The 16368-nt window shown below is 63.3% G+C and carries 15 protein-coding genes and 1 pseudogene; 7 read left to right on the forward strand and 9 right to left on the reverse strand.

Going from position 1 to position 16368, the window contains the following annotated elements; all coding sequences use genetic code 11:
• Positions 1-88 precede the first annotated feature (88 nt).
• The 6 genes from GWQ44_RS19280 to GWQ44_RS19305 form a co-directional block, all read right to left on the reverse strand.
• Positions 89-733, reverse strand: a complete 645-nt coding sequence (locus GWQ44_RS19280) for a MotA/TolQ/ExbB proton channel family protein (protein WP_275928072.1) — start codon at positions 731-733, stop codon at positions 89-91.
• A 28-nt stretch (positions 734-761) separates the two neighbouring features.
• Positions 762-3002 (reverse strand): TonB-dependent receptor, encoded by a 2241-nt coding sequence (locus GWQ44_RS19285; protein ID WP_275928073.1) that lies wholly within the window; start codon positions 3000-3002, stop codon positions 762-764.
• A gap of 43 nt (positions 3003-3045) precedes the next feature.
• Entirely contained in the window at positions 3046-3819 is a 774-nt protein-coding gene (locus tag GWQ44_RS19290) for an energy transducer TonB (protein WP_275928074.1), read from the reverse strand.
• 4 nt (positions 3820-3823) lie between these two features.
• A complete protein-coding gene (locus tag GWQ44_RS19295) occupies positions 3824-4231 on the reverse strand; it encodes a biopolymer transporter ExbD (RefSeq protein ID WP_016962919.1) in 408 nt (135 codons plus the stop codon).
• A gap of 168 nt (positions 4232-4399) precedes the next feature.
• The gene (locus GWQ44_RS19300; protein WP_275928075.1) at positions 4400-5389 is read right to left on the reverse strand and encodes a FecR family protein; all 990 of its coding nucleotides are present in this window, start codon (positions 5387-5389) and stop codon (positions 4400-4402) included.
• Positions 5386-5964: an RNA polymerase sigma factor gene (locus tag GWQ44_RS19305; RefSeq protein ID WP_016962917.1), complete on the reverse strand. Its 579-nt coding sequence runs from the start codon at positions 5962-5964 to the stop codon at positions 5386-5388. The genes GWQ44_RS19300 and GWQ44_RS19305 overlap by 4 nt, the downstream gene beginning before the upstream one ends.
• 378 nt (positions 5965-6342) lie before the next feature.
• Here GWQ44_RS19305 and GWQ44_RS19310 point away from each other — a divergent pair, with 378 nt between their 5' ends.
• The 3 genes from GWQ44_RS19310 (at position 6343) to fecA (ending at position 10293) form a co-directional block, all read left to right on the forward strand.
• On the forward strand, positions 6343-6831 hold the full coding sequence (locus tag GWQ44_RS19310) for a sigma-70 family RNA polymerase sigma factor (protein WP_275928076.1): 489 nt from the start codon (positions 6343-6345) through the stop codon (positions 6829-6831).
• Positions 6832-6839: 8 nt separating this feature from the next.
• Positions 6840-7805, forward strand: a complete 966-nt coding sequence (locus GWQ44_RS19315; RefSeq protein ID WP_275928077.1) for a FecR family protein — start codon at positions 6840-6842, stop codon at positions 7803-7805.
• A gap of 130 nt (positions 7806-7935) precedes the next feature.
• On the forward strand, positions 7936-10293 hold the full coding sequence (gene fecA / locus GWQ44_RS19320; RefSeq protein ID WP_275928078.1) for a TonB-dependent Fe(3+) dicitrate receptor FecA: 2358 nt from the start codon (positions 7936-7938) through the stop codon (positions 10291-10293).
• 87 nt (positions 10294-10380) lie between these two features.
• On the opposite strand, the gene GWQ44_RS19325 is transcribed toward fecA, so the two are convergent.
• Together GWQ44_RS19325 and GWQ44_RS19330 are read right to left on the reverse strand one after the other, a co-directional pair.
• Positions 10381-10788 (reverse strand): HPF/RaiA family ribosome-associated protein, encoded by a 408-nt coding sequence (locus GWQ44_RS19325; RefSeq protein WP_016962913.1) that lies wholly within the window; start codon positions 10786-10788, stop codon positions 10381-10383.
• A gap of 213 nt (positions 10789-11001) precedes the next feature.
• Positions 11002-11949 (reverse strand): LysR substrate-binding domain-containing protein, encoded by a 948-nt coding sequence (locus tag GWQ44_RS19330; RefSeq protein WP_103740957.1) that lies wholly within the window; start codon positions 11947-11949, stop codon positions 11002-11004.
• Between the two features lie 135 nt (positions 11950-12084).
• Between GWQ44_RS19330 and GWQ44_RS19335 the strand changes: the two genes are divergently transcribed.
• From GWQ44_RS19335 to GWQ44_RS19345, 3 genes are all read left to right on the forward strand, one after another.
• A complete protein-coding gene (locus tag GWQ44_RS19335) occupies positions 12085-13461 on the forward strand; it encodes an L-serine ammonia-lyase (RefSeq protein WP_275928079.1) in 1377 nt (458 codons plus the stop codon).
• A gap of 63 nt (positions 13462-13524) precedes the next feature.
• Positions 13525-14826, forward strand: a complete 1302-nt coding sequence (locus tag GWQ44_RS19340; protein WP_275928080.1) for a serine/threonine transporter — start codon at positions 13525-13527, stop codon at positions 14824-14826.
• A gap of 218 nt (positions 14827-15044) precedes the next feature.
• A complete protein-coding gene (locus GWQ44_RS19345) occupies positions 15045-15362 on the forward strand; it encodes a DUF3509 domain-containing protein (protein WP_016968031.1) in 318 nt (105 codons plus the stop codon).
• Here the strand turns inward: GWQ44_RS19345 and GWQ44_RS19350 are convergent.
• Positions 15359-15859, reverse strand: a complete 501-nt coding sequence (locus GWQ44_RS19350; RefSeq protein WP_016968029.1) for a phosphate-starvation-inducible PsiE family protein — start codon at positions 15857-15859, stop codon at positions 15359-15361. The genes GWQ44_RS19345 and GWQ44_RS19350 overlap by 4 nt on opposite strands.
• Positions 15860-16125: 266 nt before the next feature.
• Here GWQ44_RS19350 and GWQ44_RS19355 point away from each other — a divergent pair.
• Positions 16126-16365: pseudogene (locus tag GWQ44_RS19355) on the forward strand (YebG family protein); the annotation flags it as partial.
• Positions 16366-16368 lie beyond the last annotated feature (3 nt).

A 16368-nucleotide genomic window follows, 5' to 3' on the forward strand; every position in this document is an offset into this window, starting at 1 on the left:
GGATCAGGCGCAGAAGAGCGCTGGAGAACAGCGCCGGCTTCGTCGTCGATCGCAGCCTGGGGCAGCGGCCACAGGTCACTTCAGTTCATCAGGCCGGTTGCAGGTTGCCGTGGATCGTGGCTGCGGGCGCGGGGGCCTTCAGCGCGGTGCCCATGCCGGCGCGCAGCAGCAGGATCTTCAGGTGGTCGGTGATGCGCTCGACCCGGTCCTGGAAGTGGTTGTGAAAAATCATGCTGCCCAGGGCGATGGCGATCCCCAGGGCGGTGGCGTAGAGCGCGGTGCCGATGCCCTTGGACACTTCGCCCGGGTCGCTGACGCCGGTCTCGGCCAGGGCCTTGAAGGTGTCGATGATCCCCAGGATGGTGCCCAAGAGGCCCAGCAGGGGCGCGGCGGTGACCACGGTTTCCAGCAGCCACAGGCCATGCATCAGCTTGCTGCGGGTGGCAATGTAGATCGACTCGCTGAGGTCTTCCAGGTCCTTGTGGCTGGCCAGCCCCTGCTTGTGGGCGAACAGCTCGGCGACCATCTCCAGGGGCAGGCTGTTGCGCTGGCGCAGCTCGGCGGGCAAGTCGTCGACGCTGTGCATCTTCGGGTTGAGCACGTTCTCCAGTTTCTTCGCCTGGCGCAGGCTGAAGCTGAAGTAGATGCCCCGCTCCACGGCGATAAAGGCGGCAATCGCGGCGGCGCCGTACATGGTGTAGAAGGTGATGTCGTGCAGCAGATTCATGTCCATCGTCATTTCCTCTTGGGCCCGAAGGGCATCAGAACCCGGCTTCCAGGGAGACCATCGCGGTGCGTTCCTCACCGACGTTGTAATAGGCCGTGCTTGGCGCCAGACCGTTGGTGCGCTGGGTGTTGAACGACACGGTGCGGGTCGAGGCCAGGTATTCCTTGTCAAACACGTTGAGCATGGAGAAGCGCAGGGTCGCGGACTTCAGCACCTTCTTGTCCACCGGCAGGTGGATACCGGCGTTGAGGTCGACCACGGTGCGGCCGGCGATCTTCTCGTCGTTGGTCAGGTCGCCGTAGAAGGCGCCGACATACTTGCCGACCACGTTGCCGTAGTAGCGCGAGTCGTCGTAGCCCAGGCTCAGGTTGAACATGTTTTCCGGCACGTTGGCCAGTTGCTTGCCGGAGGTCGGCAGCAGCACGTTCTTGTTGGTCAGGTCATCCATCTGCTCGGACTTGGTGTAGGTGTACGAGGCGTAGTAGTTGAAGTCGTGGGGCAGCTTGCCGCTCCACTCCAGCTCCAGGCCGCGGTTCTTCACTTCGCCAACGTTGGCCACCACGTAGTCGCCGTTGAGGTCGGTGGTGGAGATCTGCCGGTCCTTGAAGCTGATGTAGAACAGGGTCGCGCTCAGGGCCATGTTCTCTTCGCTGTAGCGCCAGCCCAGTTCCTGGTTCCAGCTCAGCTCGGGTTTCAGGCTGATGGAGTCACCCTTGTTGTAGAGCACGTAGTTGGGCGGCGTGCGCATGTTGCGGGTGACGTTGTAGAAGGCCTGGTTGTTCGGGTCGATCTGGTACTTGGCGTTGAAGCTGGGCAGGAACTGGTGGTACTTGGCGTCGCGTTTTTCCGGCTTGTCGGTGAGGCTGCCGAGGTTGTTGCCGTCGCGTTCCACGTACTGGTAGGCCAGGGCCCCGGTGAGGGTCAGGTCCGAGGTGGCCTGCCAGGTGTCCTGCACCCAGAGTTTCTGCGCCGGGGTCACGGTGTACTGGTGACGGCCCTGGACCGTGACGCCGTTGCGGTCCACCAGTTGGTCGGAGCCGTTGTAGTCGCCCCAGACATTTTCCGGTGCGCCGTTGCCCTTGATCCCGATGAAGGGCTGGGTCTGGCGCTGGCGGGCGCGCTCGTACCAGTAGCCGACGTCCAGGCTGTGGGCTTCGTTGAGGTCCCACTTGAGCTTGGTGGTCATCCCGGGGCGCCAGGTTTCGGTCCACGACGGCCGGTAGTAGGTGCCGGCGGGCAAGCCGCTCAGGTCGTAGTTGCCGGCCTTGTTCGAGCTGGCGGACAAGCTGGTGGCGGTCTGGCCGCTGAAGCTGCCGCCGTTGGACCACACGTAGTACGGGTTGAAGGTCAGGCTCAGGTCGTCGCGCAACTGAAAGCGCTGGGTCAGCGAGGCGGTCACGCTCTCGAAGGGGTTGCGGTTGAGCTTGTAGGACTGGGACACGCTGCCGTTCTTGAACACGGTGCTTTCCGAGTAGTCCAGGCGCCGGCCCTGGGTCTGGAACTGGGCCTTGCTCAGGCTGTTGTAGTTGTAGTTTTCCTGCAGGTTGTACTTGACGATGGCGTTGGTGGAGTTGCCGTTGCCGTCTTCGAACAGGGTGTTCCACTCGACCTTGTCGGCGCGCAGGGTGCCCTTGCCACGCCACTTGTCGCCCTCGGTGTGGGACGCCGAAACCCAGGTCTTGAAGCCGCCCAGGTCACCGGTATTGAGACGGGCAAAGCTCTTGCGCACGTTGTTCGAACCGATGGACTGCTTGGCGAACACGCCAAAATCCTTGGTCGGGCGGATGGTCACCAGGCCGATGTTGCCGCCGCTGGAGCCGATGTGCGGGCCGTCGGCTTCGGATGAACCCTGGGTGACGAAGACTTCGCTGAAGTTCTCCGGATCGCCCATCAGGTTGGGGTAGATGCTGTAGTCACCGGAATCGTTGATCGGGAAGCCGTCGGCGGACAGCCCGACCTGATCGGAGTTCATGCCGCGCATGGTGAAGTTGGTGCCGCTCAGGCCCGTGGCGTCGGTGCTGGAGACGTTGATTCCCGGGGTGTACTTGAGCTTGTCCACGGCGTTGGCGGTGGGGGCCATCTGGTCCATGGCTTCCTTGGTCACGGTGGAGCGCCCCTTGGCGCTTTCTTCCTTGATCATGTGGCCGTTGCCCAGGGTCTGTTTACCGGCAACGTTCACCGCACCGACGTCGACGCTGTCGTCGGCCAAAACCAATGGCGCAAAACTGCCCAGGCCCGATGCCAGCAGCAGGGCATAAAGTTTATTGATCTTCACGGGTCAATCCCTTGCTTACAACTTTCGTTAATAGGTGATGGGTTTATTCCACGTTGTAACTAAAGGTCGCGGTAAAACGTTGCTTGGACTTGCCGGAGAAGGCGTCCGAGGGAAACGGTGAAACTTTCTCCACGCGGCGCAAACTGGTTTGCGCGGCGCGATTGAGCAACATGTTCGGCGCCTTGTTTTCGATGCCACTGTCGAGCACGTTGCCGGCCCGATCGACTTCCAGCCAGATCACTACATCGCCCTGGGGACGTTGCAACGAGGCCTCGCGGCCGCTGGGGTATTGCTTGTGCTTTTCCAGTTCCTTGCGCAAAGCGGCGGTGTACAGGCTTTCCTTGATGGCACTGCTGGGCGCCGCGGGTGCGGGAGCCGGAGCAGGTACGGCGGCCGCGGGTGCCACCGGTTTGGCGGCGGCCACCGCGGGCTGCGGCGCCACCGGAGCACTCTGGGCCACGGCGGTCGGGGCCGGGGCCGGCTTAGGCGGCTGCGGCTTGGCCACCAGTGGCTTGGGCACCGGCGGTTTGGGCTTGACCACCGGCTTGGGCTTGGGCGGCTCGACCACCAGCGGTTCTTCCTCCGGGACCACCTGCGGCGGTTCGGGCTCGACCGGCAGCGGCTCGGGTTCCGGCGGCGCTGGCTCGGCGACCGCCAGCAGTTCGGCGGCTTCGACCAGGGCAATTTCCACGGTGCTTTCGTCATACACCGGCTTGATCTGCAACTGTTGCAACTGGCTGGTATAGATCACCAGCAACAACAGGCCAGCCGGCAGCAGGCACGCCAGCCACTTGCGAGTTCTATATAAACCGAACATGGCGTCAGGACTTGCGTGTAGCGATGGAGACGGAAGAGAAGCCATTGCCCTTGAGCAAGTCCATCACCGACACCAGGCGCTTAACTTCCACGCCCTGATCGCTGTTGATGATGATCACCAACTTTTCGCTGCCGTTATTCAGCGCTTTGAGTTGGGCCAGCAGCGCCCCTTCATCCAGGTCCTGACCGTCCAGTTGCAGACGTTCCTCCAGGCCCAGGGTGATCACCGCCTTGTTTTGCGGCTTCAACTGTTGCGCGGTGCTGGCCACCGGCAACTGCGTCTTGATTCCCACGGCGGGAATCACGTTGAGACTGATGAGTACGAAGAACACCAGGAGAAACATCATCACGTCGATCATCGGAATGATTTCGATGTGGGCCTTCTTCTTTTTTGCGACATCCCAGCTGCGCATCGTCTTGCTCCCGCTTCAGCCTTCCCTCCCTTGTGAGAGCTGAATCACAACCCTCGCCGATCCTGACCATGTGCTCAGGAATGCGCAGATCATCCGCGCCCCATGTAACGATTTGGTGACAGAACGGTGTGATATCAGTGAATGTTCGGGAGCTCTGGGACGGGCCTTTCAGCGCAAGACGATGAACCTTCCCAGCACCTTGTGCTGCTGGAAACCAAGCACCGCCTGCAACGAATCGAGGACCGCTTGCGGGTCCTGGCTGGAGAAACTGCCGCTGACCCGGCGCGCTGCCAACTGGTCGTTGAGCAGCACAATGCGTCCGGGGAAATAGCGCCGCAGGTCGGCCACCACCTCGCCCAGGGGCGCGTGGTAATAGTTCAGCCACCCCTGGCGCCAGGCCAGCTGTGCCTCGCTGTCGACGCTGTGCAACGGGGTCGCGGCAGCGTGCTCGTAGGCCACTTGCTGGCCGGCACCGAGGACCTGCTGCGCCGCGCCCTGGGCCGCCGTGACCGCGACCCGTCCGGACAGCACCGTGACCTGCGCGCCCGCCGGTTGCAGGCGCACTTCGAACTGGGTGCCCAGGACCCGCGTCTCGCCCTCCCCGGCCGCCACCACGAAGGGCGCGCCGGTGTGGCTGACACTGAAGAACCCGGCGCCGCGGCGCAGTTGCACATGCCGCTCGCCGCCGCTGAAATCCACGGCAATCGCGCTGTCGGCATCCAGGGTCACCTGGCTCTGGTCGGCCAGGGTCACGGTGCGCACCTGGCCCGGCGCGGAAACGTAGTCGGCCCCCAGGTCATCGATCCAGCGCCCGGGCTGCCAACCGGCGCCCAGGGCCACCGCCAGCAGCACGCTGGCGGCCAGGGCCAGGCCCGCCGACCAGCGGCGCCGCGCTCGGCCCTTGGCCGCATCCATGGAGCGCAGCAGGCCTTGCAGGGCAAAAGCGTCTTCAGCGGCCAGGGTCCGCGCTGGCTGTTCGCTCAGCTCCCACAGCACCTGGGCCTGGGCGTAGGCCTCGCCATGGGCGGGGTCGGCCTGCAGCCACTGGCTGAAGGTCGCCTGATCGCCGCTGCTGGGCTGGTCGTGGAGCAGGCTCAGCCAGGCCAGGGCCGCCTGTTCCTGGGCGGGCGTGGGACTGACACGGGGGCGGTGGTTCACGGTGCATTCCTTGGCGTGCGCGGGGTCGAGGGTTCCCGCAGGCTGGCCTTGCAGGCTTCGAGGGCGCGCATCATGTGTTTTTCCACGGCGCTTTGGGACAGGCCCATGGCCTGGGCGATCTCGGCGTACTTGCGCCCGTGGATGCGGTTGAGCAGGAAGATCTGCCGGGTACGCTGCGGCAGGCTGCGCAGGGCGGCCTCGACGTGGCGCAGGTCGTTGCCGGCCTCCAGGGCGGCCTGGGGTTCGCAGCCCTGGTGGTCCTGCTGTTCCGGCAGCCAGCCTTCGCTGACCCGCACCCGCGCGCCCTCGCTGCGCAGATGATCGATGGCGATGTTGCCGGCGCAGCGCAGCAGGTAGGTGCTGAGCTCTTCGACCTGCACCAGGGGCCGGCGCCAGAAGCGCAGGAACAGGTCCTGCACCAGATCGGCGGCGGTGGCCCGGCAACCGACCCGGCGGCTGACCAGGGCTTCCATCTGCGAACGCTGGGACAGGAACACCTGCAGAAAATGCGCGCGGCTGCCCTGAGGATCGGCGTGTTCCAACTCAGAAGGCTTGGGTGGCAAGGTGCTCATCATCGTCGGCTCGCTCAGCAACAGGCCGGGGCGAGCACTGGCGGCCGCACCCGGTGAGCGAGCCCCTGCTTGAAGCAGGAGGCGTGCGCCAGCAACGCGGCGAGAACCCGCGAAGCCAACGCCAGACAATAGGAAGTGGCGATAGCGCCGACCTGGCTTTTCATGTTTCGACCTTGAAGCGAGAGGAAAGCCGGCACCGCGCACAGGGACCGGAAAAACAGTCGGGCATTTTAATGATAAATATTCTCATATGCAAAAAGCCCGCGACGAATTTCTCCTGGCTTCGCGGCCGCCCCCTGATTGCCGAATGCCGTATCAACCCTCTAAAATGCGAACAATTCTTGTTATCTAATAAGTCTTGTTCGCGCAGGAGCGTCCGGTTTGTCCCACTCCGCTACCGTCGAAGGCCTCTACCAGGCCCATCACAGCTGGCTGAACAACTGGTTGCGACGCCGGCTCGGCTGCCCGCACAGCGCCGCCGACCTGGCTCAGGACACCTTTGTCCGAGTGCTCGGCGCCCGGGAAACACCGGCCCTGATCGAACCCCGGGCGTTTCTCACCACCGTCGCCAAGCGTGTGCTGTTCAACCACTACCGGCGCCAGGACCTGGAACGGGCCTATCAGGAAACCCTGGCGCAGATGCCCGAACAGTTCGCGCCCTCCGAAGAGGAGCGGGCCATCATCCTGCAGACCCTGATGGAACTGGACAACTTGCTCGATGGCCTGCCGCGCCCGGTCAAGCGGGCCTTCCTGCTGTGCCAGCTGGACGGCATGAGCTACGGCGAAATCGCCCGGGAATTGAACATCTCCATCGCCACGGTCAAACGCCACCTGAACAAAGCCGCCATGCGCTGCTACTTCGCCCTGTGAGTGCCTTGATGAATCCACACCTCAACGGCCAGCCCGACTTCAGCCAGCAGGTGGCCGAGCAGGCCGTGCACTGGCTATTGGAAATGCACGGCGGGCCGTTGAGCCCGCGCCAGCAACAGGCCTGGCAGCACTGGCACGACGCCCACAGCGAACATCAACGAGCCTGGGAGCATATCCAGCGGGTCAACCAGCGCTTGCGCGGTGTGTCGTCGCCCCTGGCCCACGCCGCTCTGAACGGCCCCAGGTCCTCCAGTCGACGCCAGGCGCTGAAGCTGTTGCTGCTGCTTGGCGCCGGCTCGGTCGCGGCCTGGGGCCTGCGCGAGCACAACCCGCTGCCGCCGCTGCTGGCGGACTATCGAAGCAAGGTGGGCCAGCGCCGCCAACTGCGACTGAGCGACGGCAGCCAACTGCAACTCAATACCCGCAGCGCCGTGGACGTGCGCTTTGACGGGCAGCAGCGGCTGATCCGTCTGCTGGAGGGCGAGATCATGCTCAGCAGCGCCCAGGACGCCCGCCCCTTGCAGGTGCAGACCGCCCAGGGCTGGCTAAGCCCGCAAGGCGCACGGCTGAACCTGCGCCAGTTCAAGACGCGCGCTCACCTGGCGGTGTTCTCGGGAAGCGTGAGCGTAAAGCCCCTGAGCGACTCGGCCGCGCCCTTTGAGGTGGCGGCCGGGCAACAGGTGAGTTTCGACCGTCACCGCGGGGCAACGCCCCGCGCCCTGGATGCCGGCAGCGGCGCCTGGAGCGAAGGCATGCTGGTGGCGGCGCACATGCGCCTGGCGGACTTTCTCGATGAACTGGGACGCTACCGCCCTGGCCAATTGAACTGCGATGGGCAAGTGGCCGACCTGCTGATTTCCGGCAGCTATCCGCTGGATGACAGCGAACGGATTCTGGATCTTCTGGAAATCAGCCTGCCGGTCAAGGTGCGGCGCTTTACCCGGTATTGGGTCACTGTTGAAGCACGGGCGTAGAAGCGGCCCGTTCATTCGCGCAGGGAGCTTTGCCGCCGAAAAAAATGTCCGATCAGGTGAGCCGTTTGCAACGGCTCGGGTGACAGAGAAGGAAAGCCACCTTGATTCCCCCTTCTCAGGACCCCCGTTCATGACTGAGCAACCCACCCGTCTCACTCCCTTGGCCCGCGCATTGCGCCACTTGCTGCTGGGCGCCAGCCTGACTCTCGGCGGTCTGCCCCTGGCTCAGGCCGCCGAGGCAGCCAAGAGTTATCACATTGCCCCCACCACCCTGGAGGACGCGCTGAACCAGTTCGGCCGGGAGTCCGGGGTGCTGATTTCCTTCGGTTCACAGGTCACCCGTGGTGTGCAAAGCCGTGGCCTGGAAGGGCAATACGCTGCGCAGGAAGGCCTTGATGCCCTGCTGCAAGGCACCGGCCTGCAAGCCCGCGCCGAAGGCAACAATGCCTTCAGCCTGCAACCGGCCAGCCCAGACAAAGCCCCACAAACGCTGCACCTGGAGGCCTCCAACGTGGTGGGCGACTGGCTCGGTGATGCCCAGCAGAGCGATGTGTTCGAGCACGCCGGCGCCCGCGACGTGATCCGCCGGGAAGAATTCGAACGCCAAGGTGCAACCCAGGCGCGGGACGTGCTCAATCGGATTCCCGGGGTCAATGCACCGGACAACAACGGCACCGGCAGCCACGACATGGCGCTGAACTTCGGTATCCGTGGCCTCAATCCGCGCCTGGCCTCGCGTTCCACGGTGTTGATGGATGGCATTCCGGTGCCTTTCGCCCCCTACGGTCAGCCGCAACTGTCGTTTGCCCCCATCAGCATGGGCAACATGGACGCGGTGGACGTGGTACGCGGCGGCGGTGCGGTGCGCTATGGCCCGCAGAACGTGGGCGGCATCGTCAACTTCGTAACCCGGGCGATTCCCGATACGCCAACGGTCAAGGGCGGTTTTCAGACCGAGACCAGCCCCTCCTCCAGCCATGACGGCTTCAAGACCACCGGCAACCTGCTGGCCGGCGGTACCGCCGACAACGGCCTGGGTGGCGCCCTGCTGTACTCCGGCACCCGCGGCGGCGACTGGCGCGAACACAGCGACACGCAGATCGACGACCTGATCCTCAAGGGCAAGTACCAGCTCGACGAGGCCAACAGCTTCAACGCCATGGCCCAGTACTACGAAGGTCAGGCGGACATGCCGGGGGGCCTGAACGTAGCGGACTACAAGGCCAACCCGTACCAGTCGACCCGTCCTTACGACAAGTTCTGGGGCCGGCGCACGATGTTCAACGTCGGCTACCGCTACCAGGAAGACCGTCGTGAATTCACCGTCAACAGCTTCTTCACCAAGACCCTGCGCAGCGGTTACCTGGACCAGGGCAGCTTCCTTTCTCTGTCACCCCGGGAATATTGGGTGCGCGGCCTGGAAACCCGCTTCGCCCAGGGCTTCGACCTGGGCGCCAGCAGCCACGAGGTGGGGGTCGGTTATCGCTACATCAACGAGACCGGGCATGAACTGCGCTATCGCACACCGCTGACCGCCAATCAGCAACTGCCCACCAGCAACAGCCGCAACGACCGCGACACCCGCGGCGGCACCGAGGCCCACGCGTTCTTCGTCGACGACCGGATCGATATCGGCAAGTGGACCCTGACCCCAGGCATCCGCTACGAGATGATCGAGTCCCAGCAAAGCAACAACCTCACCCACGTCAAATACCAGGGCGACTACAACACCGCGCTGCCGGCGCTGAACGTGATGTATCACCTCAACGAGAGCTGGAACCTCTACGCCAATACCGAAGGCTCCTTCGGCAGCGTGCAGTACAGCCAGATGCCCAACCGCGTGGCCAGCGGCGAGGTCAAACCGGAAAAGGCCCGCACCTGGGAACTGGGCACCCGCTATGACGACGGCACCCTGCGGGCGGAGCTCGGCGCGTTCCTGATCAACTTCGACAACCAGTACGACAGCAACCAGACCAACGACAGCGTGATCGCTCGTGGCGAAACCCGCCATCAGGGGATCGAGGGCAGCCTCAACTACGCCCTGGATGGCCTGGATCCGGCGTTGGCCGGTTTCAATGTCTACGCCACCTACGCCTACGTCGATGCCACGATTCGTGAGGACGGTCCGAACAAGGGCAACCGCGTGCCCTTCTCTTCCAAGCACAAGGGCACCCTGGGGGTGAGCTACACCGAAGGCCCGTGGAAGCTCAATCTCGACAGCAGCTACCAGAGCAGCCAGTTCGCCGACAATGCCAACACCTCGCGCGAAAGCGCCGATGGCAGCAACGGTCGAATTCCCGGCTACATGCTGTTCAGCACCCGCGCCGGCTACGACTTCGGCCCGCAGCTGTCTGACCTGAATGTCGCGGTGGGGGTGAAGAACATCTTCAATCACCAGTACTTCACGCGCTCTTTCGACGACAACAACAAGGGCAAATACGTGGGCGAACCGCGCACCCTGTATGTGCAGACATCCGTCGCCTTCTAAATCCCGCCCCGCGCCACACGAACGCACCTGGCAGTGAAAAAAAAGGGCCTGCAATGCAGGCCCTTCTTTGGGGGGGACGCTTGGCCGTCAGCTATTGAGCGCGGCCTGTTGGTTTTCCAGGAATTCTTCTTCAAGCAGGGCATCGGCCTCGCTGCCATCGCTGCTGGGCACGGCGGCCGCACGTTTGCCGCGCAGTTTGCCGAACATGTGCTCCAGGGCGCTTTCCAGCTTGACGGTGGCGCCATCGATGGCCTGTTCCAAAGTATCGGCCTTGTGGGTCACGGAAATCGGTTGGTGACCTTTCGGACGGGCTTCCAGCTGGCAGCGCATATCGTCTGGACCGGACTTGCCGCCGTTCTCGTCCCGCAGGTGGACCACGACCCGGGTCAAATCTTCTTCGTAGCGTTCGAGCGTGCTTTCAACGGTGCTGCGCACCCACTCCTCCATCCGAAGGCTGCTTTGAATATGGTTATCGCTATGGACTTGGATTTGCATAGTTCTTCCCTTATTTCAGCTTGCTCGTAAGAGGGTCAAGGCAGGGCGTTTGGACCTGCTTTTCGTGACCTCTTGATTACACAATTAGGCACGGCGAGGAACATTTCAACCCCTAAAAAAAGATAAATATTCATACGCAAATAAACCCGGACAAACTGCAAAAGCGCTGTTACTGTCGGGAGTTAGCTCGATTCGGCTTCCTCGCTCAAACCCTCACAATTGCCCCTCTCCCAGGGGGTGCAGACCGCGAAAAATCTCCGCCTCCTCCACCAGCCAGTCATGCACCGCGCGCACGCCCGGATGACTCAGCGCGCCCGGCGCATAAAGCAGCACATAGCGCTTGTGATTGGGCACCGCCAGGCCGAAAGGCACGATCAGGGTGCCGCGCTCCAGCTCGTCGTTGAGCAGGGTGCGCCGAGCAATCGCCACGCCCATGCCGGCGATCGCCGCCTCGATGGTCAGGTGGTTGCGGTTGAAGGTATGACCACGACGCACATCCGCGCCTTCGAAGCCGATGGCATTGAGGTAGAACTCCCACTCGGCGTATTCGTAGCTGCCACGCCAGGCGGTAATGTCGTGCAGCAGCGCAAAGTGCGCCAGGTCCGCCGGACCATGCAGCGGCGGCCGGCCCCGCAGCAGGCTCGGCGCGCACACGGGGAAGATCTGCTCGTCCAATAGCGCGGTGGACTGCAAGCCCGGATAACTGCCGTCGTTCAGGTCGATGGCCAGGTCGAAGTCACCTTCGTGCAGGGCCACGCTGCTGTCTTCGGCCACCAGCCGCAGCTGGATCTCCGGATAACGCTGTTGCAGGCGCGGCAGACGCGGGGTCAGCCATTTGCCGAGAAATGAAGGGATCGACCGCAGACGCAAGGTGCCGCTGATCATTCCCGCGTCCAGGCGCCGCAATTCCGCATCGATGCTGCCGTAGGCCTCGCTCACCGTCAGCGCCAGGCGCTGGCCCTCGGCGCTCAGCTCGACGCCCCGGGGCCGGCGATGAAACAGGCGCAGGCCCAGGCGCTCCTCCAACTGGCGGATCTGCTGGCTGACCGCACCGGGAGTGATGTGCAGTTCTTCGGCACAGCGAGTAAAGGACAGGTGCCGCGCGGCACAGGAAAACACATGCAGCCAGACATAGGTCTGGGCATGAAACTGACGACTCATCGTTTAGTCCTGCTAAAGGATCTCTTAGGAATTTTCGTTGGTCAGCCGCGACCGACCCGGGCAGTATCGCCGACATTGCGCTTGGCCTACAAAAAATGGCAGCGATCCACCTTCCATTGCTTGTAAGGCTTTAGCATGGCTATCAGTGTTTTCGATCTTTTCAAAGTCGGTATCGGCCCCTCCAGTTCCCACACCGTGGGCCCGATGCGCGCCGCCGCGACCTTCGCCCAGGCGCTGTTCGAACAGGGCCTGGAGCAGCAGGTGCAGCGGGTGCAGATCCGCCTGTACGGTTCGCTGTCGGCCACTGGCGTCGGCCATGCCACCGACCGCGCCAGTGTCATGGGCCTGATGGGCGAATGGCCAGACAGCATCGACCCCAGCAGCATCAACCCTCGCATCCAGCAACTGCGCGACAGCGGCCAGCTGCTGCTGGGCGGACGCAAGCCCATCGCCTTCGACTGGCAGCAGGATTTGCTGCTGCTGGACCAAAGCCTGCCCTACCACCCCAACGCCATGTCGCTGACCGCCCACGGCGAGCAGGGCATCGTGCTGGAGCAGACCTATTACTCGGTGGGCGGCGGCTTCATCATCGAAGCCGCCCAGGTCGAGGCCGGAACTGAAGCCGGCGCCAGTGTCGAATTGCCTTACGACTTCAACAGCGCCGCCGAACTGCTGGCCCTGTGCAAGACCCACAAGCTGCGGGTCGGCGAGCTGATGCTGGCCAACGAACGGGCCTGGCGCAGCGATGCCGAAATCCGCAGCGGCCTGCTGCATATCTGGTCGGTGATGCGCGAGTGCGTCGAACAGGGCCTACGCCACGAAGGCACCCTGCCCGGCGGCCTCGATGTCCCACGCCGCGCGGCCAAGCTGCACCGCAGCCTGCTGGAGATCGGCAAGCCGAATGTCATCACCTCGACCCTCTCGGCCATGGAGTGGGTCAACCTCTACGCCCTGGCGGTGAACGAGGAAAACGCCGCCGGCGGACGCATGGTCACCGCCCCCACCAACGGTGCGGCGGGGATCATCCCGGCGGTGCTGCACTACTACATGAAGTTCAATCCCCAGGCCTGTGACGACGACGTCGTGAACTTTTTCCTCGGTGCCGCGGCCGTGGGCATCCTGTGCAAGAAGAACGCCTCGATCTCCGGCGCCGAAGTCGGCTGCCAGGGCGAAGTGGGCTCGGCCTGCGCCATGGCCGCCGCCGGTCTGGCGGAGGTTCTCGGCGCCACGCCCGAGCAACTGGAGAACGCCGCCGAAATCGGCCTGGAACACAACCTCGGCCTGACCTGCGACCCGGTGGGCGGGCTGGTGCAGGTGCCGTGCATCGAGCGCAACGCGATTGCCGCGGTGAAGGCGATCAACGCCACCCAGATGGCCCTGCGCGGCGACGGCAAGCACTTCATTTCCCTGGACCGGGTGATCCGCACCATGCGCGATACCGGCGCCGACATGCACGACAAATACAAAGAAACTTCACGGGGCGGCCTGGCAGTGAGCTGGGTGGAATGCTGAGGAGCCTTGCCTGACCGTCCGTAAAACGTGAGCCCGAGCAAAAATAATAACGAGGCGATACCGATGACCGATGTACCCACACCTGCTGCCGAACACCCTGCTGTAGCCACACCCCGCGACACCGCTCCAGCCCACTCGGGCTGGAGCAAGCACGACACCACCTGGATGCTCGGCCTGTATGGCACCGCCATCGGCGCCGGCACCCTGTTCCTGCCGATCAACGCCGGGGTCGGGGGCTTCTGGCCGCTGATCGTGCTGGCGCTGCTGGCCTTCCCCATGACCTTCTTCGCCCACCGCGGCCTGACCCGCTTCGTCCTTTCCGGACGCTCCGGGGACATCACCGAAGTGGTCGAGGAACATTTCGGGATCGGCGCCGGCAAGCTGATCACCCTGCTGTACTTCTTTGCCATCTTCCCGATCCTGCTGGTGTACAGCGTGGCCCTGACCAACACCCTGGGCAGCTTCATGGAACACCAGTTGCACATGACGCCACCGCCCCGGGCGCTGCTGTCGCTGCTGCTGATCCTCGGCCTGATGGCCATCGTGCGCTGCGGCCAGGGCGTGATCGTGCGGGCCATGAGCCTGCTGGTCTATCCGTTCGTCGCCGCCTTGCTGCTCCTGGCCCTGAGCCTGATCCCCAACTGGAACGGCGCGTTCTTCGCTTCGGCCAGCGAGGGCATGCCCCTGCCGCTGTTGTTCAAGACCCTGTGGCTGGCGATTCCGGTGATGGTGTTTTCCTTCAACCACTCGCCGATCATCTCGGCCTTCGCGGTGGACCAGAAGCGCCAGTACGGAGCCCAGGCCGAGCGCAAGAGCAACGGCATCCTGGCCACGGCCCACGGCATGATGGTGCTGACCGTGATGTTCTTCTGCTTCAGCTGTGTGCTTGCCCTGTCGCCGGCGGACCTGGTGGCGGCCAAGGAGCAGAACATTTCGATCCTGTCGTACCTGGCCAACCACTTCCAGACCCCGGTAATCGCCTACGCCGCGCCGCTGATCGCCCTGGTGGCCATTACCAAGTCGTTCCTGGGCCACTACATCGGCGCCAGCGAAGGCTTCCAGGGGCTGATCGTGAAAAGCCTGCGCAGCCGTGGTCGCGTGCTGTCGGCCGGCAAGCTGGAAAAGATCACCGCGCTGTTCATGGTGCTCACCTGCTGGGCCGTAGCCACCTTCAACCCGAGCATCCTCGGCATGATCGAGACCCTCGGCGGCCCGGTGATCGCCTGCCTGCTGTTCCTGATGCCGATGTACGCGATCCAGCGGGTGCCTTCACTGCGCCAGTATTCGGGCCAGCTGTCGAACCTGTTCGTGGTGCTGATCGGCCTGATCGCACTGTCTGCGATCATTTACTCGTTCCTGCCCTGAAACGGACCGGGATAAAAAAGCGGACCTGATGGTCCGCTTTTTTTGTCCCCGTATTCATTGCCCGGCGCGTTTCCCGGCATGTCCCTTGCTTTGTCCCGGAGGAGCAATACGGACGTTGGCTACCCTCGGCGAACGGCTGGCCAGTGGTCTGGAATCGCGAACTAATTCCGTGCCCTGCCGGTCAATGACTGCACGATCCAATCAGGCGGTGACGCATCATGGACAACCCTTTGCAACTGATTACCGACACCTTCACCCCGCAATACCAGGTCAACCTGAGCATCCAGGGCCTGGACGGCAGCATCATGCTGACCCTGTCCGAAGGTGGCCGGGTGGTGGCCAAGCGCATGATCAGCGCAGCCCAGCGCAATGACCCGCAGCGCATCAAGCGCCTGGTGCAAAGCATTCAGTTCGGTATCGCCATCGAGCAGGGCCACAGCGCCGTGGCCATCCTCGAAGCCATGACCAACGGCGACAGCCTGGGCCTGCCGCCGCCCAAGGGCCAGACGCTCGCGCCTCCGGCCCTGCGGTTCTAGAGCTCGCCCTTCTCTACTTCCGGGTGTTCACCGGAACCGGCGCCGAGCTTGCGCTGCGGATGCTCGATCTTCACCGAGGGGAACTGCGAGGAGGCGTAGCGCACCACCAGGATGGCGAAGGCCAGCAACAGGATGCCGCCGCACAGGTAGATGATCCCCAGGTCCGGCGGGTTGTGGTGCGAGACATTGGAGATCAGCAGCCGGGTCAGCGCGGTGATCGCCACGTAGATCAGGAAACGCACCGGCATGTGGTTGGTCTTGAAGTAGATGCCGACCATCGCCCCCAATTCCAGGTAGATGAACAGCAGCAGGATGTCATCGATCTTGATGTGGCCCGCCTCGATCATCTGCAAAAATTCCATCACTGCCGCCCAGGCAGTCACCGCGCCAATGGCGAACAGCGCCAGGTAGTGGAATGTCTCGACGAACAGGTTGCCCAGGGACTCGGCCAGCTGGTGCACGTTCTGCCGCAGGTTCTCGGCCCAATTGATTTTCACGATGGTTCTTCCTTAGGTCGGTTCGACCGGATGATGCGGATTGGACGTGACGGTTGTTCTGCATGCAGAAAAAAGGCCAGGAGCCGTCAGTGAGATGGTGGCCGCTCGCAACGAGGCACGGCCCCGTAGCAATCGGCCCGGGAAAAAAATTCCGTCTACATTAAAAAGCCACTATCCAAGGGAAAAGGATTCGCCTATTCTCTCGACCTGTATATAGATACAGTATTTATACAGACCCATTATCGTGAAGGCATGTGAGGTGGTGAATGGCCGTCGAAGTGGTATACCGCAGCAGCCGAGATCTGGAGCGCTTGTTCATGGATAAAGCCGAAGCTGACCGTCATGACAAAATGCTCGAACTGGCTGAATTGCTGGCGCAAGTGTTGCACAAAGCTGTGCCATCGTTGAGCGAGCAGCAAGTGGAAGAAGCCGGGATCTACATGGCGAAAAATCGCGATGTATTTGCCAAGGCCTTCAAGAGCCAGCCGGATGCGTTGTCCGAGTTGCTC

It is taken from the genome of Pseudomonas sp. 3MA1 (genome assembly GCF_029237275.1).
GTDB lineage: Bacteria > Pseudomonadota > Gammaproteobacteria > Pseudomonadales > Pseudomonadaceae > Aquipseudomonas > Aquipseudomonas fluorescens_AP.